Genomic DNA, 23,250 nt, shown 5'->3' with positions numbered 1-23,250 from the left:
ACTTTCTTACTTGCCAAAGAAAAAAGCACCAGCCAGTGGCCGATACTTTTTACGAATTACTTATAGCTGATGAGAAAATATTTTTTCTTCCCGCGACGTATGATGGTAAATGTGTCCTCGATCCGATCCTCTGCTGTCAGAATATAATCAAGCTCCTTCACTCTTTCTCCATTAATAGATACAGCTCCATTTTTAACGTCTTCCCTCGCCTGTCTTTTTGAAGAAGAAATAGAGGCATTAACCAGCATGTCTATTAAACCAATATCTGTGTTATCGGCCTGATATGTCGGCACATCCTTAAATCCTTGCTGAATTTCTGCGGCAGATAATTGTTTTAAATCTCCACTGAATAATGCTTCTGAAATTTTCTCCGCCTGTTTCAATGCCATTTCACTGTGGACAGTTTTCGTCATTTCTTCGGCAAGACGTTTTTGGGCCACCCGATTTTCCGGTCGGTTCGCCACTTCTGTTTCCAGTTCCGCTACTTCTTCCAGTGAAAGAAAAGTAAAATACCTTATAAATTTAATGACGTCACGGTCGTCTGTGTTAATCCAAAACTGGTAAAATTCATAGGGTGATGTTTTGTCTGCATCCAACCATACAGCATTGCCAGCAGATTTTCCGAATTTCGTTCCATCCGCTTTAGTAATTAATGGAACAGTCAGTCCGAATACTTTCACTTCCTCTTCCTGATTTTCCCTGGAACGGCGAATCAGTTCCATTCCGGCAGTTATATTCCCCCATTGGTCACTTCCGCCAATTTGCAAGGTACAGTTTTCCTGTTCATACAATTTCAGGAAGTCCAATGACTGAAGTATCATGTAACTGAATTCAGTAAAGGTAATCCCTTTTTCGATGCGTGCAGATACAGATTCCTTAGCAAGCATGTAATTGATGCCGAAATGCTTTCCCGCATCCCGAAGAAAATCAATTACTGTCATGCTTCCAAGCCAATCATAATTATTTCTTGATTGAACCGGATTGTCAGCTGTATCCAAATCAACAAGCTTACCGATTTGTTCCTGAATTTTGGCCGCATATCCTTGAACGACATCTGTAGTGTGCAGTGAACGCTCACTGGATCTGCCACTCGGGTCACCTATCATTCCGGTTCCTTCACCTATTAGTGCAATTGGTTTATGCCCTGCCTGCTGGAATCTTTTAAGCATTGTTAATGGAACGAGATGTCCGATATGCAGACTGTCGGCAGTAGGATCAAAACCACAGTACAGGGTAATCTGGTTTTCCTTTAAATGTTTTTCCAACCCTTCCCGGTCAGTTGTTTGATGAATCAGTCCACGATTTTCTAGGTCCTGTAAAATATCCATTTGTTCACACTCCATCTTTATTTTTTTGAATCAAAAAAACCCGTCGCTTATCAAAGATAAGGGACGAGTTTAACACGCGGTACCACCCTTGTTGCTGAATCCAGCCACTTGGGATTGTTAACGATGTCTCCACCGTCCTTTGGAAATAGAAATGATTTATTCCAAAAGAAATGCTCCAGACTGTAATTCACCTGCAAATTTATTCTGGCTTGCACCTTCCGCCAGCTCTCTGTAATAGGGATTTGCAAAGTTACTGCGATCCTTCCAAGCAAGGTATGTATGATCTATTCATAACACAATTGTAATGATCGTGCAATATTCTAGCTGTAAAAATTATACAACATAAAATGCACTTATGCTATAATTATAATTGAAATTTAGGGGGTTTACAAATGAATTTTAAAGAAAAGTTTCGACCATATATGGATAAGGCAAAATCCTTATGGAAAACTGGAAAAATACAACGGTCCTCAAGAATAACATATGATGTTGTCTGGAATGTCATTTTATTCTTTCTTGTTATTGGACTGGTCTTTTTCATTTTTGTCGGAGGAATCGGTGCAGGTTACTTTGCATCCCTTGTAAAGGATGAGCCTATCCGAAGCTATGAAACGATGGCACAGGATATATACAACTATTCGGAGACTTCCAAGCTTTACTTTGCAGATAATGTCTACTTTGGCGATGTAAGATCTGATATTTATCGCGAAGAAACTACATTGGAGGAAGTTTCCCCAATTCTTCTGCAGGCAGTGATCGCTACAGAGGATGAATATTTCAGCGAACATAACGGAGTCGTTCCAAAAGCAATTATGCGTGCGGTCATTCAGGAAGTTACCAACGCTTCTGTACAGACCGGGGGCAGTACGTTAACCCAGCAGCTGATTAAAAATCAAATCCTGACGAATGAAGTTTCCTTTGAAAGAAAAGCTAAAGAGATTTTGCTTGCCATGCGACTGGAGCAGTTTTTTGAAAAAGACGAAATTCTGGAGGCCTATTTAAACATCATTCCCTATGGCCGTAATTCTTCCGGAAGAAACATTGCCGGCATCCAAACAGCTGCACAAGGTATTTTCAGTGTAGATGCAGATGAAGTTAACCTTCCACAGGCAGCCTATCTTGCAGGATTGCCACAAAGCCCTTCTGCCTATACTCCTTTCGTCAATACCGGGGGGTTAAAAGAAGAAGAAGCTATCCAGCCAGGTCTGAACCGCATGAAGACAGTGCTTGACCGGATGTATGATATGGAATATATCACAAAGGAACAATTAGATCAGGCACTGGAGTATGATATCGTGGCTGACTTCAAAGAAGATGAACCATCACCAAATGAAAAATATCCTTATCTTACTACCGAAATTGAAAAAAGAGCAAAAGCTATTATAAAAGATCATCTGCTCACGGAAGACGGCTATACAGCTGAAGATCTGGAAAATGATTCTGAACTCAGTGAGGAATATGACATTCTTGCCGATCGAGCAATGCGGATGAATGGTTATGAAATTCATTCGACAATTGATAAGGAAATCTATGATGTTTTTCAGGAGGTAGCTAAAAATTACGAGGATTACGGAAACAGCAGGACGTTTACAAAAACAAACGAAGCTGGAGAAACGTATGAAGTGACAGATATCATCCAGGCCAGTGGAATGCTGATTGAGAACAGTACCGGCAGGATTATCAGCTTTTTGGGCGGACGTGAATTCAGTGAAGACAATACATTTAATTATGCCACTCAGGCCGTCCGACAAAATGGCAGTGTCATTAAACCGTTATTGGACTATGCTCCAGCGATGGAGAAGGGCGTTGTACAGCCTGGGACACCAATCGCCGACTATGACCGCTCTTATAACATTCCCGGCCAGAAAGACTGGAAACCGAAAAACTATGGTGGCGGCTACTATGGAATCGTTTCAGCAAGGACTGCTTTGGCCAAATCCTATAATATTCCTGCTGCGGACACGTATTTGAAAATTATAGATGACGATCCTGCAACACATTATCTCGAGAAAATGGGAATTACCACCTTAACGCCTGGAGATCACAGTAATCTGGCACTTTCGCTGGGTGCAATGACTTACGGTGTAACAGTCGAGGAAAATACAAATGCATATGCCACCTTTGGCAATAACGGAAAATTTGCAGACGCCTATATGATCGAAAAAATCACTACAAACGATGGCGATGTTGTTTATGAACACAATGAAGAACCTGTAGAGGTATTTACACCACAAACGAATTATTTAACAATAGATATGATGCGCGATGTTTTAACAGACGGAACTGCTGGATATGCAAGAAACCTGCTGAAGCATAGTGGTGTTGACTGGGCAGGAAAAACAGGAACATCGAATGACTATCATGATGCATGGTTTGTAGCTACGAATCCTAATGTTACATTCGGCACATGGATTGGCTATGATACACCTTACCCAATCAATCATAAGTACCCATTATCCTACAGCCAGCGTAACCAAAAGCTATGGGCACAGTTGATCAATGCTGCTGCAGATATCAAACCTGATCTGATTGCACCGACCGAACGCTTCGAACGCCCGGACGGTATTGTGGAAAGAAGCTATTGCGCGATTTCAGGAATGCTGCCTTCCGAACTGTGTGAACAAGCCGGATTGGTCAAAACGGACATATTTAATTCCAAATATGCACCGACCGAGAAAGATGACAGTTTAATAACCGGCAACCAGGTAATCGTTGACGGAAAATCAGTACTTGCCGGGCCGAATACCCCTTCTGAATTTGTTAAAGGTGATGGTCTGACATTTAACCCGAAATGGCTCGAAAGAAAAGGTTATGATGACCTCAATGATCTGACCAAACTATACCCAAGAACCGAACGGGACAAATGGGAAAAAATTGGTGTCCCTTCCGGCAAGGTAAATACCAGCAGTACCATTGAGGATGATGGTAAAGCTCCCGGAGCTCCTGCTTCCGTAAAAAAGGACGGAAGTAAATTAACATGGAACAAATCTGGAAGTAAAGATGTTGTCGGCTATCGTGTCTACCGCTCCGATTCACCTGGTGGAGATTTCAAGCTTATCGGCAGTACTACATCTACCGATTACGGAATTGGTAACGGCAATGCCGTCTACACAGTAAAAGCTGTTGACTACTTCGGAATGGAATCCAAGGCATCCAGTGAAGTCATTGTCGGTGAATCAACCAAGGAAGAAAATGAAACAACTGACAACGAAGAAGAGGATAATGAGGAAGCAACTTCAACGGAGGAACAGAATTCGGAGGAAGAAGGCTCCCAAGAAGACGATACTGAAGAAGAAAGCAATGAAGATGATAACGAATCCAATGAGGAAGACGATAGCAGCAACAATGATGACGAGGAAGATAACGAATGATAATGGGAAGCCAATTGGCTTCCTATTTTTTTAGTCTACTTAATTATAATTCCATCTCCCCTTTTCATTAATATAATATGTATTTTAAAAATCAAACTATTTCCACAAAATACTAAAAATAATAAGCAGCTTCCTGTATAATAAAAGTAAGCGCATTAAAAATCAGGTGGTGAACAAATGGAGCATATAAAATCATACAATCGTTTAACATATGAGACAGAATTCGGACCAATTGTTATTGAAGGACCACTGGATTCAGAGGAATTGAAAAAGTATCATTTTCATGAGCAACTGACTGCTTTCAGACCGGCTGACAAGCAATTTGAAGCTCTTTTAAGTATTGCCAGGTTTCCCGAGGGCAGAATTCTTATCGCAAGAATAGAAGACACGATTGTTGGCTATGTCACCTATTTACACCCAGACCCTTTGGAAAGATGGTCAGAATTCAATATGGAAGATTTAATCGAGTTAGGGGCTGTCGAAATGAGTCCAGCCTATCGCGGCGCAAGAATCGCATCAAATCTATTAAAAGTCTCCATGATGGATGACTTCATGGAAAATTATATTGTCATTTCTACCGAATACTATTGGCATTGGGATTTAGAAGGTACAAAACTGAGTATCTGGGATTATCGTAAAGTCATGGAAAGAATGATGGCTGCCGGTGGACTGCTGCCGGCACCTACAGATGATCCTGAAATCATCTCACACCCTGCTAATTGCTTAATGGTGCGTATCGGAAAAAACGTACCGGAAGAATCGATAAAACAATTCGATAAACTTCGCTTTTTGGCAAGACATAATTATCGAAATATGAGAGAGGGATTATAAGATGCTTGTCGAAGATATTATGAAAACCGAAGTTACTACCCTGCCACCCACTGCAAGCATAGCGGATGCCCTGATACTTCTCCAGGAAAACAGATTAAGGCACCTGCCTATAGTAGATCAGGAAAATCATGTCATTGGCATTGTTTCTGACCGCGATGTAAGAGATGCAAGTCCCTCTATCTTTCTAAAGGATGCAAGCAGCAGTGAACTGGAAAATGAAATTCATACAATCATGAGCACTCCTGTCATCACAATCCACCCGATGGATTTTGTTGAAGAAGTTGCCGCTATTTTTTATGATAAGGAAATAGCCTGCCTGCCCGTCGTCAGCAGCAATCAGCTTGTTGGCATTGTCACAGAAAAAGATATGCTTTATACGTTAATTCAACTGACAGGAACCCATGTGCAGAGTTCTTTAATTGAAGTGAAAGTACCACACAGACCAGGTATTCTTCCTGAAGTGGCGGCAATTTTCGGGAAGCGCAAAACAAATATTGTATCTGTTCTGATTTACCCTTATAAAAATGATTCGAATTATAAGATCCTTGTCTTTCGGATACAAACGCTCAACCCGACACCTGTTATCCAGGATCTGCGTGAAGCCGGCTACCAATTATTATGGCCAAATAATATTGTGGAGCCGAGACGATGAAGTGCAGAGCAGGATTTGTCTTTTCCAATGATTACCTTACTTATCACTTTCATGACGAACATCCTTTTAACCAAAAGAGAATTTTGCTTACGAAGGAATTGTTGGAGAGTAATGATACGTTAAACATCAACGATCTTATTTCCCCTAGAATGGCAACGGATGAAGAACTTGCACTCTTTCATGATCATGATTACATTGAAGCCGTCAAACGCGCAGGCAGAGGCAAATTGAGTGAAGAGCAAGGCTATGAATATGGGTTGGGAACGGAGGACACACCGATATTTCCAAACATGCATGAAGCGAGCAGCTATCTTGTTGGTGGTACATTAAAAGCTGTTGATGAAGTGCTTAGCGGAAAGCGGGATCATGTATTGAATCTTGGTGGCGGTCTGCATCATGGCTTCCAAAGAAAAGCTGCCGGATTTTGCATTTATAATGATAGTGCAGTAGCAATAAAATATATTCGAAAAAAATACAATCTCAGGGTTTTATATATAGACACCGATGCACACCATGGTGATGGGGTTCAATGGGCATTTTATGATGATCCACATGTATGCACATTTTCCATTCATGAAACGGGGCGGTACCTCTTCCCTGGTACAGGTAATGTAAATGAACGAGGCATCAAAGAAGGTCATGGTTATGCTTTTAACCTGCCTATCGATGCATTTACACAGGACGAATCATTTCTAAACGTTTATGAAACCGCACTCAAAGAGATTGCTGATTTCTTCAAGCCAGAAATAATCATTACCCAAAATGGTGCTGATGCACATTCTTTCGACCCGTTGTCACATCTATGCGGGACGATGAATATTTATGAACGAATTCCCCAGCTTGCACATGAAATGGCACACCAATACTGTGATGGCAGATGGATTGCCACTGGTGGCGGCGGTTATGACATGTGGAGAGTTGTACCACGGGCATGGGGGCAAATTTGGAATATAATGAAGACTAATACACCGGCAAAAGGAGCTCTTCCCAACGAATGGCTGGTGAAATGGCAAACAGAATCACCTGTCAATCTGCCAAATTTCTGGCATGATACAGCAGAAGCATACGTAAATATTCCAAGAAAAGCAGAAATTACCGAGAAAAACGATCAACTGCTGCAGAATCTATTAAAATATACAAAAACGATAAAATGAAACTTCACTTTGTGGGTGTCTTATTGTCTGTTACATGGAACAAAAACGAAGGTGACTGTTCAGAAACTCAACGCTAGCAAGGGACTGGAAAGCGCATGGTTTTCGCGCTTGGAATGTCCATTGCTTATGACGGGAGTTTCTAGGAACCGGAGCTAGACGTGGCTGTTTATGTATAATAGTTAATTGCTGCAAAATTTATACTTTCTTATTTTCCGAAAAAGGAGCTGATTAATTTTCATTTTCAGCTCCTTCCTCCATGGCAGTTTCAAGGATTACTATTTCCACGCGGCGATTTTGACTCCAATTTTCCTCCGATGTATTCGGCACAAGTGGTTGTGTATCGGCATAGCCAACTGTAGAAAAACGTTCTATATTAAGATTGTTTTCATTGATGAGATATCGAACGACACTGCTGGCTCTCGCACCTGACAACTCCCAATTAGAAGGATAACGATAATTAGAAATCGGACGGGAATCCGTATGACCTTCCACCTTCACATCATTTGGAATATCCCGCAGCAATGTGCCGATTCTGTCAAGGAACGGCTGTCCTTCTTCCAGAATATATGCCTCACCTGAATCAAAAAGAATACTTTCCTGGAGAACGAGGACGACTCCGCGCTCATTGCGGTTTGCAGAAATTACATTGTTAAGCTCATATTCATCCAAATAATTCTCTACATTATTTACTAAATCGGTCAATGAATCTTCTTCCTCTTCCATGGCATCTCTGTCTGTCACATCATCCATTTGCGTTGGAGTATCAAATTCATTCGTCATTTCCCCGCTCTCCATATGATCCGTACTTTCTGTCGGGTTCTCCATTGGAATCGGTGATGGGGAAAAATCAAATATCATGCGATTTTGAAATGATTCCGAAATGGCATCAAATTTAACCTCGTCAATCTGTGATACCGAGAACAGCAATATAAAAAAAACAAGTACAAGTGTCACCATGTCTGAATAAGTAACCATCCATTTCGGCGCACTGCCACTTTTGGTTCGTTTTATTTCTTTACGCTTCATTTACGCTCTCCCCCACGTAAGCTGCTGCGTCTTCGGCCTGTTTCTGCTTCTTATAATCTCTCGGCAGGAATGCGCTCAACTTTTCCTCGAGAATTCGTGGATTTTGACCTGATTGGACACCGATAATGCCTTCAATGATGATCTGCTTCGTAAAAACCTCTTCCTCCGTTTTGGCTCCAAGCTTCGCAGCCATTGGAGTAAATACTAAATTCGCAAGCACTGTTCCATAAAGTGTTGTCAGAAGCGCCACAGCCATACTTGGACCCAGTGTGCCAGGATCTGACAGCGTATTCAGCATCAGAACAAGTCCAATTAATGTTCCAATCATTCCCCAGGCAGGGGCATATTCTGCTGCCTTTTCTATTAATAATCTGCCTTTATAGTGTCTTTCCTCCATTGCGGTAATTTCAGCGTTCATTATATCCGTAATCACTTCTGGTTCGATTCCATCCACAGCAAGCAGGATACCTTTTTTGATAAATGGATCCTCCACTTCTTCGAGTTCATTTTCAAGAGCCAGGATGCCTTCGCGTCTTGCCCGCTCGGATAAGCGAATAAACAGACTGATCAGCTCAGGAAGCTGCATATCATTTTTATGAAAGGCTTCGTTAACAATGGCACCGGTCAATTTGATTTGTTCCATTTTAAAGGTGATGAGCATAGAAGCGATTAAACCACCAATGACAATAAATATAGCAGGAATATCGGCGAATGAAGCGACACCGTCTGTGCCACTGTTTGTCAAAATTGCCAGCATAATCATAATGAAACCTAATGTAATACCGATTGGAGTCAACAGATCACGTTTTCTCATATTATTATCTCCCTAATGCTTTATAAACAAGAAGCGTTCAAAATGCTACCAGTGGTGAAGACGAGTCCAGCCAAACGGTAACTTTTTGAACACTTATTTGATTTACTATTAATATCGGCATTATTTATTTATTGTTGAGTCCCTGAACTCAATCCGATGTGGTAATACGACATTTTTTTCTTCTACCTGCTCTTTATTCATATATTTTGTCAGAAGGCGCATTGCAACGGCACCTATATCATATGTTGGCTGTACAATCGTAGTGAGTCTCGGTCTTACCATAGTAGCCAGTCTGATATTATCAAAGCCGAATACCTCCAGATCCTCCGGGATGCTATATCCACGATCCTGCGCCCCATGAATAACGCCTAGAGCAATCTCATCATAGGTGACAAATACAGCTGTAGGCTTCTCATCAAGTTCAAGCAATTTTTCAACGGCAGAGAGTCCTGTTTGATAAGCGTACTCCCCTTTGATGAGTAAATCTTCATTGATTTCGATGCCTGATTCCTTCAAAGCACGCATATACCCATTGTATTTAAGTGCATTCACACTTGATTCTGTCTTGCTTGCTATTAAAGCAGGCTGTTTATGGCCATTATCAATTAAATGCTTTGTTGCTTCGTAAGCCGCAAGCTCATAATCAATATTGACAGAGGGAATCGTATCGGTTGGGTCATATGTTGAAGCAAGTACAACCGGAACAGAAGAAGTTTTGAACTGATGGATATGATCTTCGGAAATATTTCCACCCATAAACAATATCCCGTCAACCTGCTTTTCCAGCATGGTGTTTATCAACTGGAGCTCCTTGTCTTTATTCTGATCGGAACTGCTTAGAATGATATTGTATTTATACATCGTTGCAATATCCTCAATTCCACGTGCAAGTTCAGAGAAAAAGATATTGGAAATATCAGGGATAATCGCTCCGACAGTAGTTGTTTTTTTACTGGCCAATCCTCTTGCCACTGCATTTGGACGATAGCCTAATCTCTCGATTGTTGCCAATACTTTTTTTCGTGTTGTCGGTTTAACGTTCGGATTACCATTGACAACACGCGATACGGTAGCCATGGAGACATTTGCCTCTCTCGCTACATCATAGATCGTAATGTTCATCTAAATTTACCTCCCAATAAAATACAAATCGATTCTTTTCTATATGATACTCTACCATGAAAAAAATTACAAAATTTTATACGACAAAATAATGCTGCAACATCTTCAATAAATGAAGAAACAGCAATATCGTTAAAATAATGTTCATAACTAGTATCGCATTAATTATGTAAAAAGGAAAGGCTGGTCAATAGTTGACCAGCCTCTCACTGCTATTTCAAACGATTTTCAAGTGCTTTAATCTCTTCAAAAAACTTATCGAATGTAGGAATATCCATTTGCTGTGCAGAATCGGACAATGCTACTGCAGGATCCGGATGAACCTCTGCCATCACACCGTCTGCCCCGATTGCCAATGCTGCTTTAGCTGTAGGAAGAAGCAAATCACGGCGTCCTGTGGAGTGTGTCACATCGACCATTACCGGAAGATGTGTTTCCTGTTTCAGGATTGGTACCGCGGAAATATCCAACGTATTACGGGTTGCTTTTTCATATGTTCTGATTCCACGCTCACACAAAATGATGTTTCCATTGCCGCGTGACATAATATATTCAGCTGCATTAATGAATTCAGCAATCGTTGCAGACAAGCCACGTTTTAACAATACTGGTTTATTCGTGTCGCCGGCAGCCTTTAATAATTCAAAGTTTTGCATGTTTCTTGCACCAATTTGAATCACATCAATGTATTCGATTGCTTCTTCGATATGTGCAGGATTTACAATTTCACTGATTACAGCCAATTCATACTCATCAGCGACACGCTTTAATATCTGTAGACCTTCCACACCAAGTCCCTGGAAATCATATGGTGATGTTCTCGGTTTGAATGCTCCGCCGCGAAGCAGTTTCAGGCCTTTGCTTTTAACAGATTCAGCTACCGCAGCTACCTGCTCATAGCTTTCAACTGCACAAGGACCAAATACATAACTCGTATTTCCGTTTCCTACTTTTGCGCCTTTCAGGTCAATAACTGTATTCTCTGGTTGCTTTTTACGGGAAACAAGTAATGCTTTACTGTGATCATCTTCCTGTAATTCGAGACTTGCTTTAAAAATTTCCTTGAAGATGTGTTCAAGTGTCGCATTTTGAAATGGTCCGTCATTGTGTTCCTTGATATTATCCAGCATTTCTCTTTCACGTACCGGGTCAAACCGTTTAATACTCTGCTTCGTTTTCAACTGACCGATTTGCTGATTCAGCTCTGCACGACGATTAATCAACTCTAGGATTTCCAAATTCACATCGTCAATTTGCTTTCTTAGCTGTTCCATTTCATTACTCATTTACTATGCCCCCTGCTACGAATTTTAACTATTTTTAATAATTAGGGACAATTATAGCTAAAATTCTTCCATTTGTCACTAATAAGTTTATAATATAGTAGAAATAATTTTATATTTTTTAAATACTAGCTCAGAGGAAGGAGTGCTGATGAATGAGAAACCATGTATTTGCACTCGATATTGGCACAAGATCTGTAACCGGACTTTTACTTGAAAAACAGAGCGATAAATTTTCTGTAGTAGATTACTATATTAAAGAACATACGGAACGTTCCATGAGGGATGGTCAAATACATAACGTAGTTGCCGTTGCAGACGTTATTCGGGCAGTTAAAGAACAACTGGAAGAAAAGTCAGGAACTCCCCTGACCAAGGCATGTGTGGCTGCAGCGGGAAGAGCGTTGAAAACGGTGGAAGCAACTGCTTCTATTCCTTTATACCAGCGACCTATCACAAACAAGGAGAACGTAAAGCATCTGGAGCTTTCGGCGGTTCAGGCAGCACAAAACACACTTGCCGAACAGGAAAACAACGAAGATTATACCAACTATTACTGTGTCGGATATTCTGTGCTGCATTATAAGCTCGATAAAGAGCAAATAGGATCACTTATTGAGCAAAGAGGTGAAGAAGCTTCCGTTGATATTATCGCTACATTTCTTCCTAAGGTTGTGGTGGAATCTTTGCTTGCTGCACTATCCAGAGCAGGTCTTGAAATGGAGGCACTGACATTGGAGCCGATTGCAGCAATACATGTTTTAATACCTGAATCCATGAGGCGCCTGAATGTGGCTCTCGTTGATGTTGGGGCAGGTACGAGTGATATTGCAATTACAGATAGAGGAACAGTTGTAGCATATGGTATGGTGCCTGTGGCAGGTGATGAGATTACGGAAGCAATCAGCGACCATTATCTGCTTGATTTTCCAAAAGCGGAAGAAACGAAGCGAAAAATCGTAAATGAAGGGCAGGACACGGTATCGGATATACTCGGTTTCGATACGGTAATTACATATGATGACCTCGTACAGGATATGACAGATCATGTCGATAAACTTGCATCAACTATTGCGGATGAAGTCATGCAACTAAATGCAAGGTCACCACGGGCAGTCATGCTTGTTGGTGGCGGAAGTCTGACACCAGGCTTAACGAAGGTGCTTGCCAATAAGCTTGAACTCCCCCATAATCGTGTTGCGGTCAGAGGAAGTAATGCCATACAAAATCTTGTAAAAAATGAACATGTTCCAGATGGGCCGGATTTTGTGACACCAATTGGAATTGCGATTGCAGCGAGTCAGAATCCCGTACATTATATTACTGTCAAGATAAACGGAAATGTGATTCGAATGTTTGAAATGAAACAGTTAACTGTTCTCGATGGCCTTATTCAAGCTGGCATCGATTTGAATAAGCTGTATGGAAAACCGGGGATGGCCATGTTGATTACTGTGAATGGGAAGCAGATAACACTGCCGGGAACCTTTGGTAGTGCACCAGTTATTTATTTAAACAATGAACTGACACAAGTGGAAGAACCAATCAAAAATGGAGACGATATAGAGGTCATCCGTGGCAAAGATGGAGAACCGGCAGAGGTCACCTTGGAAGAGATGGTTGGGGATGCCCCTTCCATGACTGTTTTCCATCAAAATAAGCCTTATCAGCTGCAATCTTCCTTTTATGTGAACGGGCAACTGAAGTCAAAGGATTATGTTATCCAGGACAATGATACGATTGAATGGAAGCAGAGCCAGACAGTTAAGGAGTTCCTTTCTGCAAGAAACACAGTCAACTTAAGTAAAGCGAAGGCTTTCACAGTTGTTGTAAACAAGCGAGAGCACGCTATCGACAAGGGAGAAACACAAGTTTTTCTAAATAGTGAAAAAGTGTCAATGGACACAGTCCTAAAGCACAATGACAGGGTCGATGTCATTTCCGCGATGGAGCCTTCCGTATCGGATTTACTGGACCAGCTCGATATAAAAGCAGACATTTCCATTACGGTTACCTTTAATGGGAAGCCAGTGGAATTAAAGCAACAGCTCGTTTTTGTCAAGAGAGATAATGAAGAATTAGAGCTGGATACCAAATTGAAATTGAATGACTTGCTGCTTGTTACGGAGAAGAAACCCGTCCCTTTTATTTTCCAGGATATATTCCGCTATATTGAAATTGATCTGTCTGCAGTGAATGGCAAGTTTAAATTATTAAAGAATGAGGTCTTAACTTCGTTTGATGCGGATATTCAAGCTGGAGACCGGTTGGAAATCAGATGGAATACGAGGGAATAACTTTCATTCAAATGAAGTCCATACATAGTATAAGGCCACTGCCTTTTATGTGCAGTGGCCTCATATCAATTATTTTTTCGTATTGCTTGTATTTGTGTTTGCTTTTAAGTCATCAGAATTGGTTAGTTTTACCTTATTGTCTGCCGTTTCTTTTATTTCCTGTGTTTGACTTTCCACATCCCGTTTTACTTCCTGGGAGGCTTGTTCCGCTTCCTGTTTTATTTCTTCAGCCTTCTGTGCTGCGTCATCTTTTAATTCTCCAGATTTTTGTGTAGCATTATTTCTGAAATCCTGTGCTTTATCAATAACGTTACCTTTTAAATCCTGAGATTTTTGAGTGACTGTTTTGGAAATCTGTGAAGTGGTATCCATTGCTTTCTTTCTTAACTCAGTACCAGTTGTATAGGCTTTATCCCTCCAACCAGTTCCCTTTTCCTGTGCAACGTCTTTCCATTCTCCAGCACGATATTTCATTTGTGATGCACCCTGATTAAGATTGTCTCTTAATTCCCGACCCGATTTTGGGGCCAGCAATAATGCGGCAGATGCACCAATGATGGACCCAAGCAATGTTCCGATAATAAAGTCTTTTGTATTAATGTTATTTTCAGACATGAGAATTCCTCCTATTTTTATTTGCTTTTTCTTTTATTCCAGTATTCAAAAATGGATGCTCCCCATTTAACAGCCTGGGCAGCTTTTTCCTGATCTTCTTTGGAATTCCTGGAAATGATACCTGATAGCTGCCTTAGTGTTTGATTAAACTCATTGATCGTAGCACCAATTCCTCTGGCGCCTTCAAAAAGTCCGTCCAGCTTTGTCGATTTATGGTTAATATCATCGGCCAATCGATTCGTTTTATTCAATAGTTGTGTCGTTTCCGATGTTACTCCCTGCATCTGTTTTTCAAGACCTTGCAGTGTACCTGACACGTCATTTAATGTTTGTTTTGTTGCTTTCAATGTGATAATCACATATACTACCAGCACGACGAATGCAATAACGGCGATGAGTGCTGCAATATACAACATGACTTCCATTACTAAATCAGCTCCTTTTGTGTATAGCACTATGTTAGGTTAAGTTGGTCTGGCACAAATAATTCATACCTTCTTTCACTATACCCCAAAAATTTCCCAATAAACGTATGTACCGTGGGAAATATCTAATCAGGGTAATCGGTACTTATAGTATATCCCTTTCCCTTAACAATTTCGACACATATGCAATGAAAACCTTCCTTTTTATAAAATTCCTTAGAGAAATATAGTTATCAGGAAGATTTAATATTCGCAAAAAAAGTCATATAAAAAGAATCATCATATATTGATGATCCTTTTACTTTTTACTTATTTACTTATTTGTTGGACTTTTGAGTGTGTCTTCATATGCTTTCTGGAATTTCTGAATATCTCCGGCACCCATGAAAATCAATACACTATTTTTATAGACCTGCAATACTTCGGCATGCTCCAGTTCAAGCAAGAAACTATCCGGGATGAGATCCTGAAGGTCATTTATGGATAACTGTCCTGATTCTTCCCTCGCAGAACCAAAAATATCACATAAATAAACCGCATCGGCCTCACTCAGACTTTCAGCGAACTCTTGTAAAAACATTTTGGTTCGAGTAAAAGTATGTGGCTGAAAGATAGCTACAACCTGTTTACCCGGATATTTTTTTCTTGCAGAATCAATGGTAGCGGTAATCTCTCTTGGATGATGTGCATAATCATCAATGATTACCTGTTCTCCAACTTTCTTTTCACTGAAACGGCGTTTAACCCCTTTGAATGAATAGAGTTTTTTAATATCCTCGGCCTGTATTCCTTCATAGTGACAAATAGCGATTACTGCCAGAGCATTTAAAATATTGTGGTTTCCAAACATTGGAATTGTGAATGTATCGTAGTAAGTGTTTCTTACAAACACATCAAATTCTGTTCCCCGCTCCGTTTCCTTCACATTCTGAGCCTGAAAATCATTTGTTGCAGAAAAACCGTAATAAATTACAGGAACCTTCGTATGAATCTTCTGCAGCTCCTCATCATCACCACAAGCAACAATGCATTTTTTCACCTTGTCGGCCATTGATTGGAATGCATCAACGACATCTTCAAGGCTAGTGAAATAATCAGGATGATCGAAGTCGATATTTGTGATAATCGCATAATCCGGCTCATAGCTCAAAAAGTGACGTCTGTATTCACATGCTTCAAACACAAAATATTTGCTGTCAACATGCCCATTCCCAGTTCCGTCTCCTATAAGATATGAAATCGGAAACGACTCATCCAGTACATGTGCAAGCAGGCCTGTCGTCGAAGTCTTACCATGTGCACCAGTGACAGCGATGCTCGTAAATTGTTTTAACCATTCACCCAAAAATTCATGATACCGATAAAACGTACAGCCTTGTTTTTTTGCTTCCTGAATTTCTATATGATCTTCTGAAAAAGCATTACCTGCGATAACGGTATATTCCTGTTTAATATTACTCTCAGAAAAAGGGAATATCGGTATATTCTTTTCTTCAAGCGCTTCCTGTGTAAAGAACTTCTTGTCTACATCAGAGCCTTGTACTTTTTCACCAGAGTCGTGAAGAATTTGTGCTAAAGCACTCATTCCTGTTCCTTTAATACCAATAAAATGGTAAGTTGTCATAAACGAACCTCCAACATGTTCATACAAACATAATCCCTAAAATTGTATGAAAGGATTTTCACACCGCTTCATTATAGCAAAGTTTAACTCAGTTTAAAACACTTTTATCCTCCTGCTGTAATGTCAGCAAATTGTGAATTGGCTTGTAAAATTTTTATTTTACCCAACTTATTTATTTGGATTGTGATACTCCACCTTTTCGAGCCGGGGGTTTGGTCTGTAGCGGCGTCCTTCTTTCGCCTCTGGACTGCCATTCAGGAGTACCAGATCCCCGGTAAAGCCTACATTAAGCCGCAATAAGCTTCTTCCGACTCCATACATGTCCACAGGTACACCTGCTTTTTCGAACTCAGTAATCCGGTCCTCGGTAAACCCGCCTGTAACCATGATTTTCACATGCTTAAACCCTTCCTCATCAAGCGCTCTCCTTAATGCAAAAAGCAACTCAGGATTTACTCCACGCGGGTCAAAGGACCCCATCAAATGGTGGTTTCTAAGAAAATACTTATCCACAAGTGTCCGCGAAGTATCGAGACGTACGGATTTCAGTTTATCACCAAACTCTCTTGCTACTTTTAATGAATCGGTAATAACATCATTATTATAATCGACCAATGCTGCTAATTCGTCTTCGGGATACATTTCATGATATGCTTTTGCAGCTGCAACTGTATCTCCACGAAACATTTGAATTAACGCGTGTGGCATCGTACCCATTCCTTCTTTCCCCCACCACTCATTCATCGCGTGTGTTGCCTGTGCGGTGGAGCCGCCAATAAACGCAGCGTAGCCGTCTCCAGACTGGGTAGTATAATGGTCATCACGATCTCCCATAAAAATAACCGGCTTCTGCTCCCCGGAGGTTCGTGCAGCTTTTACCACATTGTATACATTTGTAGCTACAGATGTTCTTCTCGCAAGAATTCCATCGATAATTCCTTCCAGGTAGCCAAATTGCTGGTAGGAGCCGGAGATGGTCATTACCGTTTCATAAGGACTGATTTTATCTCCATCTTTCAAGGAATTAATTTCCAGTGTTTCCGGATGATCTGCAAATGTGTGGAGTAACGCGATAACTTCATCTGTACCACATAATACTGCATTTTCTTTTTGGAAAAACTGCATGGTGACATAATTATGCGGCAGTTTTTTTTCAGCAATCTCTTTCGTTTTTAAAAAGTAAACAGCTGAAAACCATCCATCTTTGATTCGCTCATCAAATTTGAAAGTTTTATTTGTAAGACGTTTTATTTCCCCATTGAGTTTCCGACTGATTTCTTTCATTTCATATTTTCTCCTTATCGATTATCCATAGTCTCTTTATCATAAAGAATTTTTCAAATTCGGACAAATATTTACATTTCATCAGGTTTGGGCGAAGTAATCAGCACATCTCTTGGCTTACTTCCGTTTTGACCGGATATAATTCCCCTGCTTTCGAGAGAATCGATCAGACGGGCTGCCCTGTTATAGCCAATTTTGAAGTGACGCTGCAGCAAAGATGTGCTTGCACTGTTTTGGCTTAAAATGAATTGGATTGCATCTTCCATTAATTCGTCCTCATCTTCATCGACGCTGAGTTGTTCCAGTAACTGCTCCTGTTCAAACAAATAATCAGGTTCAGCAATACTGCGGGCATAATTGGTGACCCGTTCGATTTCATCATCAGAAACAAATGGACCTTGTAGTCGGACGCTCTTCCCTGCACCATTCTCAACAAACAGCATGTCCCCTCTTCCAAGCAGCTTTTCCGCACCACTTGCATCAACAATCGTTCTGGAATCAATTTGAGACGATACACTAAATGCAATTCTTGTTGGAATATTTGCTTTAATGAGCCCTGTAATAACATCAACTGATGGACGCTGTGTAGCCAGGAGCAGATGGATACCGCAGGCTCTTGCTTTTTGGGCGATCCTGCTGATGGAATCCTCTACATCTTGAGGTGACATCATCATTAAATCAGCAAGCTCATCGATGACAATCACGATGAACGGCATTTTTTGGTTGCCCCTACCCTGTTTGATTACCTTCTGATTAAAGCGCTCAATATCGCGAACGCCTTCCTGGACAAATTTTTCATAGCGATCTTCCATTTCATTTACTGCCCATTTCAGACTTTGTGTTGCAGCTTTAACATCAGTGATAACCGGTGCAACCAAATGGGGTATCCCATTATATGGCGCAAGCTCAACCATTTTCGGGTCAATAAGCAGAAATTTAACATCTTCATGATGCGCCTTGTAAATAAGACTGATCAGGATCGTATTGATACAAACACTTTTCCCTGAACCTGTCGCACCCGCAATCAAACCATGCGGCATTTTCTGGATGTTGGTAATCTTCGGATAACCCTCGATCGTAAGCCCTAACGCTATACTTAAAGGAGATTTGCTGTCTTTAAAATCATCCGTTTCAAAAATTCCTTGCAGGCCGACCATTTCAGCTTTTTGATTCGGTATTTCGATTCCAACTGTATTTTTCCCGGGAATGGGCGCTTCAATCCGTATGTCTTTCGCAGACATATTTAATTTAAGGTCATCTGAAAGGTTTTTAATCTTGCTGACCTTTACCCCCATTTCTGGTTGAACTTCAAATCTTGTAACGGACGGCCCCTGTGTTGCTTTTACTACTTTAGCTCGGACATTGAAATACTTCAATGTTTGCTCCAGCAGTTCCTGTTGCTCATTTACCCACAGCTCATCCTCATTATTTTTCACAATAGGGTCATTCAGTAGATGAAAAGGAACGTGAATCTTCTGTTCTGCCACTGGTTGAACTGCTTCAACTTGCAAAGACTGCTCAGGCTGGCTTGATTTTTCACCTTCTGATTGCTTGTGCTCGTTTCTGATTCGCTCTGCCTGCGACCGGTGCTGCTCTCGCATACATTTTTCATGCCTCGCCTGTTGCTCGAACGCCGGATTTTCTGTCTGTTTACGTTCATCCGAGACAGCTTGATCCTGCGTTGTAGCTGTTGCTTCGTGATGAAAATGCTTTCCATTTCCCATCCGCTCAGCAGCTTCCTTGCGCTTCCGCTCCTGCTGTCTGTCATAGAGCATCTTTTTATCTCTCGGAGTCATAATGACATTAAATGGTTCTGACTTGGTTCCGTCTTCCTTTTTTTCAAAAGCTCTGCTGTTTTCCTGGGAATTAATCGGATTAATTTTTCGACTGCTTTGCTTCCTCTCTCCCGGTTGCTTTTCGTGGGTTTCAGATATTACTTTACTTTTCGCAGTTTCTGCCGCAGCTGCCGTTTCTTTATTGGAAAGCAGTTCAAGATCATTAGCAGCTTCTGTTTTTTCTTCTCGGTTTGCAGCTTGATTATCTCCTGCATTTTCTTCCATACGATTTATCCCGGCTTCATTCTCTTTATGTATCTCATTATCAGCGATAGATTTAATCGGTTGGATTGCACCAAACTCACTTTGTTTCAGTTCCTTGCGCTTGTACGCAGGAATATTCTCTATTTCACGGTTCTGCTCCTTTTTTTGATATCCATAAACAGGTGAAGGGACTTCTGTAGGCTGAAATGGCACATCAGGATTTTTTTTGTATATTTTCCTGCTTTCCATACCTGTTTCCCTACTGTCGTTTCTTTCCACTTGGTCGATCGCTTTCTTTCTCGGTTTTCCCTCTGTACGGTTCGTTTGTTTTTTCTGATATGCTGGAATGTCTCCAGTTTTTCTCTTTCTCTCGGGCTCATCCGGTATAACCGGAAATTTAAATGAATTACGATCAGGATATTGATACATCATCTTAGCCCTCAAGTTTTGGTTCCCGGTAGTTTGGTGGTTCTGTGGCTCTATTTCTACCACTTCCTCCACTTCTACTTCCACTTCTTCAGTAAATATATTTTTTATTTTTTTCTTCCATTGTTCCCACAAATTTATTCACTCATTTCTTTTACCTAAAAATCGTTCAATCTCTATTTTAGCAGTTTTTAAGCACATTTGGAATGAATCCTGAAAAAGGAAATGAAAAGTGCCTCTTTCTAAAAAAATAGTATATGTTTTGGCAGCAATTAATTTTTGAACATAAAAACAACCCCTGCATGACTTACAAGGGTTGTTACGGTTAAAATACAAATTCTTCGCCCACCGTATGGGAGTTATCAAGTACGTAGATTCCTTTTTCCTTTGGTGCGTCCGGCAGACCGAGTTCTTTTTGGGAGCAAATCATACCATTGGATGGAACACCTCTTAACTCCGATGGTTTAATCTTCAATCCGCTTGGCATCGTTGCACCGACTTTGGCAACAACTACTTTTTGGTCTGTATCGACATTAGGTGCCCCGCAAACAATCTGCAATGTTTCACTGCCGACGTCTACCTGACAAACACTTAACTTATCCGCATTTTCATGTGGACCTTTACTTGTAACATACCCTACTACAAATTTCGGGCTTAAATCAAATTCAAGGGGGTCGCTCAGTTGATTGGCTTCAAAAACCTGTTTCATTTCATCTAAGAGTGCTTCCGTCAGTTTGATATTACCTTTGTCCTGCAAATCAAAATACTTGGAGGCCTGGAAAATATTATAACCAAGAACATCTCCATCTTTTGTGGTTATTTTGGTAATGTCACCAAATTTTTCATGTGTAATTTCGTATCTGTTCCCATCCTTGATCGGGATAAGCAATACATCACCAATACCATCCGGATTGTAAAATACATCCATTTTCATTCATCCTCCTAGCTGTTTTCAGGCCTGTTTTTTGCAAGTATAAAAATCGGCTCCAACTTTTTATCCTCATAAATAAACGGCAGGGAAGTTATCGGAATACGTCCTTCCGCAAAAAACTTCATTACCATCTGCGCTAAAATATCATAACCCATTTTATTCTGAATGTCAGCAAAAATCAGCACATCCTGATGCGGCACGGAAACGGTAAGATCGCCCTTCGCATTTGCCTTCATTTCTTCCAAAAACGCTTCATTCAATATACGGCTGGCGTCAAATCCGTCTTGTGTTGCCACAAAGTAAAAATCATTGTCTGCCACACTGTCATGTTTATAATCTACCGAAAGCGAGCGTACATTGAATGCTGCTATCTCATCAATACGTCCTTTCGACCATCCCTCTTTCGCTAGCAGTTCTTCATCGATAAGACGATAGGATCTGCCTAAATCAAGCGCATAAAAAATCCTTGTTTCTGCTGTATGGTCCTTGTAGACCAGTTTTGCCCCCGCTTTTGTTTCCGTGGGAAAGGATGGGGAGCGCATAACTGGATAGATGTTTTTCTCCATTCCAGTCAGCTGATGATCCTCATTCATGATTCTTAACGCTTCTTTAACATGCTCTTCAAGCTCATCAATTGCCACTTCGCCACGCTGGTTGTACTTTACAACCATGTTCGGCAATGTAATATTGATGCCTTGTTTCGTATCCTTCCATTCGATGCGAAACGTATCATTATCGCGGTTGAAAGAAGTGTTGTAATTCTCGTTTGAGAGTCGTTCTTCCAGAATTTTTTTCAATTTGAAACTGGTCATTTTCGTCATGTTGTTACCTCCTGAAACCATTTGGAAATGTGCAGATAAAGTGATGCATCAATAAATGGGAGTCTTCCCCCCCCCGGTTACACGTGGGATAAACCCTCGATGAACTGCACAATTTCCTCTTTCGTTTTACGATCCTTGCTGACAAAGCGCCCTGTTTCCTTTCCATCAGCAAACGCTAAAAAGCTAGGAATGCCGAAAATATCATGTTCCTGGCAAAGTTCGATAAATTCATCCCGATTCACTTCGACAAATTGATATGCGGGATATGCTTCCTCAATTTCCGGTAATATAGGCTCTATGACACGGCAATCTGGACACCATCCTGCAGAGAAAATAAATATCACTTGTTCATTATTTTTTAACTCATTAAATTGCTCAACTGTTTCTAAATGTTTCATATTTTCAACGTCCTTTCTAACACTATCATATCTTTGTTTCGGTCTGGATTCAATTATCTTGGATTTCCGCAGTTGTTTTCTTTTACCGCGAATTATTTTATTTCTCAAACTCACTTGTTTTTCTTGGCGAATTTAAAAAGCGGCACATCTGCACCGCTCCCCACTGAATTGCTCTGAACCGCATCGCTCAAGCTGCTCAATCCTGATTAACAATCGATTTGGCCAATTTCATTAGTTCCTCTGCATCCTCGGCCATTTTCCCTTTAGAAGTGAATGTTGTGATCTTCGCACCGCCAGCACCAATCTGCATTTCATAGCCTTCTCCTTCATCTGGAAGGATACGGATATATCCAAATTTATCTGCATCCGCAAAAGATTCAAGTACCAATGCATCTTCCGTAGTTGCTGCGTTGTAATTCAACTCACTTACCGGGGCTTCAATCGGATTATTGAAAACAATATACGTCTGACTTCCATTAACCAAAATAATATTGCTGTCATCACTGCTTTCCACTTCCAGATGTGCTGGTATATAGATAGAATTGTTGTCGATTTTATAGTTTGTATCTGTTTCGGTTTCATTGTGAAAGACATGTTCAGCAGCTGCATTTGCCTCGGAAATTGCTTTTTCTTCTGATTTCATACTGCAACCAGCAAGTAAAAAAGCGATAAGCAATGCTCCTGCAAGCATATATAAAGGATATTTCACCGTGTTTCCCCCTGACTGGTTCTTTTTTACCAATCCTTATCATACAACGAAAATTTATTTTTTTAAACCTCGAACTCATAAAACATGTACTTTCTCTTTG

Annotated in this window: 19 protein-coding genes and 1 other annotated feature; of the genes, 5 read left to right on the top strand and 14 right to left on the bottom strand. The window is 40.7% G+C overall.

What is annotated here, in order from left to right; genetic code table 11:
- Positions 1–56: 56 nt before the first annotated feature.
- Positions 57–1,328, bottom strand: coding sequence for a tyrosine--tRNA ligase (gene tyrS, locus A4245_RS09625; RefSeq protein ID WP_067727513.1), 1,272 nt, complete (start codon positions 1,326–1,328; stop codon positions 57–59).
- Between the two features lie 56 nt (positions 1,329–1,384).
- Positions 1,385–1,604, bottom strand: a binding site (T-box leader).
- A 116-nt stretch (positions 1,605–1,720) separates the two neighbouring features.
- Between tyrS and A4245_RS09620 the strand changes: the two genes are divergently transcribed.
- From A4245_RS09620 to A4245_RS09605, 4 genes are all read left to right on the top strand, one after another.
- Positions 1,721–4,699 (top strand): transglycosylase domain-containing protein, encoded by a 2,979-nt coding sequence (locus A4245_RS09620; RefSeq protein ID WP_067727512.1) that lies wholly within the window; start codon positions 1,721–1,723, stop codon positions 4,697–4,699.
- A gap of 177 nt (positions 4,700–4,876) precedes the next feature.
- Positions 4,877–5,530 (top strand): GNAT family N-acetyltransferase, encoded by a 654-nt coding sequence (locus tag A4245_RS09615; RefSeq protein WP_067727511.1) that lies wholly within the window; start codon positions 4,877–4,879, stop codon positions 5,528–5,530.
- 1 nt (position 5,531) lies between these two features.
- Positions 5,532–6,182: an acetoin utilization AcuB family protein gene (locus A4245_RS09610; protein ID WP_067727510.1), complete on the top strand. Its 651-nt coding sequence runs from the start codon at positions 5,532–5,534 to the stop codon at positions 6,180–6,182.
- Positions 6,179–7,336, top strand: a complete 1,158-nt coding sequence (locus tag A4245_RS09605) for an acetoin utilization protein AcuC (RefSeq protein WP_067727509.1) — start codon at positions 6,179–6,181, stop codon at positions 7,334–7,336. The genes A4245_RS09610 and A4245_RS09605 overlap by 4 nt, the downstream gene beginning before the upstream one ends.
- Before the next feature lie 228 nt (positions 7,337–7,564).
- Here A4245_RS09605 and motS read toward each other — a convergent pair whose 3' ends face one another.
- The 4 genes from motS to A4245_RS09585 form a co-directional block, all read right to left on the bottom strand.
- Positions 7,565–8,362 (bottom strand): flagellar motor protein MotS, encoded by a 798-nt coding sequence (gene motS, locus A4245_RS09600; RefSeq protein WP_067727508.1) that lies wholly within the window; start codon positions 8,360–8,362, stop codon positions 7,565–7,567.
- Positions 8,352–9,176, bottom strand: a complete 825-nt coding sequence (gene motP, locus A4245_RS09595; RefSeq protein ID WP_067727507.1) for a flagellar motor protein MotP — start codon at positions 9,174–9,176, stop codon at positions 8,352–8,354. Before motP ends, motS begins: the two co-directional genes overlap by 11 nt.
- Positions 9,177–9,296: 120 nt before the next feature.
- On the bottom strand, positions 9,297–10,298 hold the full coding sequence (gene ccpA, locus A4245_RS09590) for a catabolite control protein A (protein ID WP_067727506.1): 1,002 nt from the start codon (positions 10,296–10,298) through the stop codon (positions 9,297–9,299).
- Between the two features lie 212 nt (positions 10,299–10,510).
- Positions 10,511–11,584, bottom strand: coding sequence for a bifunctional 3-deoxy-7-phosphoheptulonate synthase/chorismate mutase (locus A4245_RS09585; RefSeq protein ID WP_067727505.1), 1,074 nt, complete (start codon positions 11,582–11,584; stop codon positions 10,511–10,513).
- Between the two features lie 152 nt (positions 11,585–11,736).
- Here A4245_RS09585 and A4245_RS09580 point away from each other — a divergent pair, with 152 nt between their 5' ends.
- Complete coding sequence (locus A4245_RS09580; RefSeq protein ID WP_067727504.1) at positions 11,737–13,878, top strand: cell division protein FtsA; 2,142 nt, start codon at positions 11,737–11,739, stop codon at positions 13,876–13,878.
- A gap of 69 nt (positions 13,879–13,947) precedes the next feature.
- On the opposite strand, the gene A4245_RS09575 is transcribed toward A4245_RS09580, so the two are convergent.
- From A4245_RS09575 to A4245_RS09535, 9 genes are all read right to left on the bottom strand, one after another.
- Positions 13,948–14,493 (bottom strand): YtxH domain-containing protein, encoded by a 546-nt coding sequence (locus A4245_RS09575; protein ID WP_067727503.1) that lies wholly within the window; start codon positions 14,491–14,493, stop codon positions 13,948–13,950.
- Positions 14,494–14,510: 17 nt separating this feature from the next.
- Entirely contained in the window at positions 14,511–14,918 is a 408-nt protein-coding gene (locus A4245_RS09570) for a DUF948 domain-containing protein (protein ID WP_067727502.1), read from the bottom strand.
- A 313-nt stretch (positions 14,919–15,231) separates the two neighbouring features.
- Entirely contained in the window at positions 15,232–16,542 is a 1,311-nt protein-coding gene (murC, locus tag A4245_RS09565; RefSeq protein ID WP_067727501.1) for a UDP-N-acetylmuramate--L-alanine ligase, read from the bottom strand.
- Between the two features lie 168 nt (positions 16,543–16,710).
- The gene (locus A4245_RS09560) at positions 16,711–17,826 is read right to left on the bottom strand and encodes a nicotinate phosphoribosyltransferase (RefSeq protein ID WP_067727500.1); all 1,116 of its coding nucleotides are present in this window, start codon (positions 17,824–17,826) and stop codon (positions 16,711–16,713) included.
- 71 nt (positions 17,827–17,897) lie between these two features.
- Positions 17,898–20,426: a DNA translocase FtsK gene (locus A4245_RS09555; protein ID WP_067727499.1), complete on the bottom strand. Its 2,529-nt coding sequence runs from the start codon at positions 20,424–20,426 to the stop codon at positions 17,898–17,900.
- 190 nt (positions 20,427–20,616) lie between these two features.
- Positions 20,617–21,219, bottom strand: a complete 603-nt coding sequence (ytpR, locus tag A4245_RS09550; protein WP_067727498.1) for a YtpR family tRNA-binding protein — start codon at positions 21,217–21,219, stop codon at positions 20,617–20,619.
- Positions 21,220–21,233: 14 nt separating this feature from the next.
- Positions 21,234–22,043, bottom strand: coding sequence for a DUF1444 domain-containing protein (locus A4245_RS09545; RefSeq protein WP_067727497.1), 810 nt, complete (start codon positions 22,041–22,043; stop codon positions 21,234–21,236).
- 77 nt (positions 22,044–22,120) lie between these two features.
- Positions 22,121–22,495, bottom strand: a complete 375-nt coding sequence (locus A4245_RS09540) for a thioredoxin family protein (RefSeq protein ID WP_267886910.1) — start codon at positions 22,493–22,495, stop codon at positions 22,121–22,123.
- A gap of 142 nt (positions 22,496–22,637) precedes the next feature.
- A complete protein-coding gene (locus tag A4245_RS09535; protein WP_067727495.1) occupies positions 22,638–23,150 on the bottom strand; it encodes a hypothetical protein in 513 nt (170 codons plus the stop codon).
- Positions 23,151–23,250 lie beyond the last annotated feature (100 nt).

Origin of the sequence: Oceanobacillus damuensis, assembly GCF_001618145.1 — a bacterium.
GTDB classification, from domain to species: Bacteria; Bacillota; Bacilli; order Bacillales; family Amphibacillaceae; genus Oceanobacillus; species Oceanobacillus damuensis.
Note: the sequence above shows the minus strand (reverse complement) of the source record. Positions and strands in the feature narration are given on the sequence as shown.

What these genes read in the sequence shown, in the direction of transcription:
- tyrS (WP_067727513.1), bottom strand. Translation starts at nt 1,328, where the DNA reads ATGGATATTTTACAGGACCTAGAAAATCGTGGACTGATTCATCAAACA.
- A4245_RS09620 (WP_067727512.1), top strand. Translation starts at nt 1,721, where the DNA reads ATGAATTTTAAAGAAAAGTTTCGACCATATATGGATAAGGCAAAATCC.
- A4245_RS09615 (WP_067727511.1), top strand. Translation starts at nt 4,877, where the DNA reads ATGGAGCATATAAAATCATACAATCGTTTAACATATGAGACAGAATTC.
- A4245_RS09610 (WP_067727510.1), top strand. Translation starts at nt 5,532, where the DNA reads ATGCTTGTCGAAGATATTATGAAAACCGAAGTTACTACCCTGCCACCC.
- A4245_RS09605 (WP_067727509.1), top strand. Translation starts at nt 6,179, where the DNA reads ATGAAGTGCAGAGCAGGATTTGTCTTTTCCAATGATTACCTTACTTAT.
- motS (WP_067727508.1), bottom strand. Translation starts at nt 8,362, where the DNA reads ATGAAGCGTAAAGAAATAAAACGAACCAAAAGTGGCAGTGCGCCGAAA.
- motP (WP_067727507.1), bottom strand. Translation starts at nt 9,176, where the DNA reads ATGAGAAAACGTGATCTGTTGACTCCAATCGGTATTACATTAGGTTTC.
- ccpA (WP_067727506.1), bottom strand. Translation starts at nt 10,298, where the DNA reads ATGAACATTACGATCTATGATGTAGCGAGAGAGGCAAATGTCTCCATG.
- A4245_RS09585 (WP_067727505.1), bottom strand. Translation starts at nt 11,584, where the DNA reads ATGAGTAATGAAATGGAACAGCTAAGAAAGCAAATTGACGATGTGAAT.
- A4245_RS09580 (WP_067727504.1), top strand. Translation starts at nt 11,737, where the DNA reads ATGAGAAACCATGTATTTGCACTCGATATTGGCACAAGATCTGTAACC.
- A4245_RS09575 (WP_067727503.1), bottom strand. Translation starts at nt 14,493, where the DNA reads ATGTCTGAAAATAACATTAATACAAAAGACTTTATTATCGGAACATTG.
- A4245_RS09570 (WP_067727502.1), bottom strand. Translation starts at nt 14,918, where the DNA reads ATGGAAGTCATGTTGTATATTGCAGCACTCATCGCCGTTATTGCATTC.
- murC (WP_067727501.1), bottom strand. Translation starts at nt 16,542, where the DNA reads ATGACAACTTACCATTTTATTGGTATTAAAGGAACAGGAATGAGTGCT.
- A4245_RS09560 (WP_067727500.1), bottom strand. Translation starts at nt 17,826, where the DNA reads ATGAAAGAAATCAGTCGGAAACTCAATGGGGAAATAAAACGTCTTACA.
- ytpR (WP_067727498.1), bottom strand. Translation starts at nt 21,219, where the DNA reads ATGGATGTATTTTACAATCCGGATGGTATTGGTGATGTATTGCTTATC.
- A4245_RS09545 (WP_067727497.1), bottom strand. Translation starts at nt 22,043, where the DNA reads ATGACGAAAATGACCAGTTTCAAATTGAAAAAAATTCTGGAAGAACGA.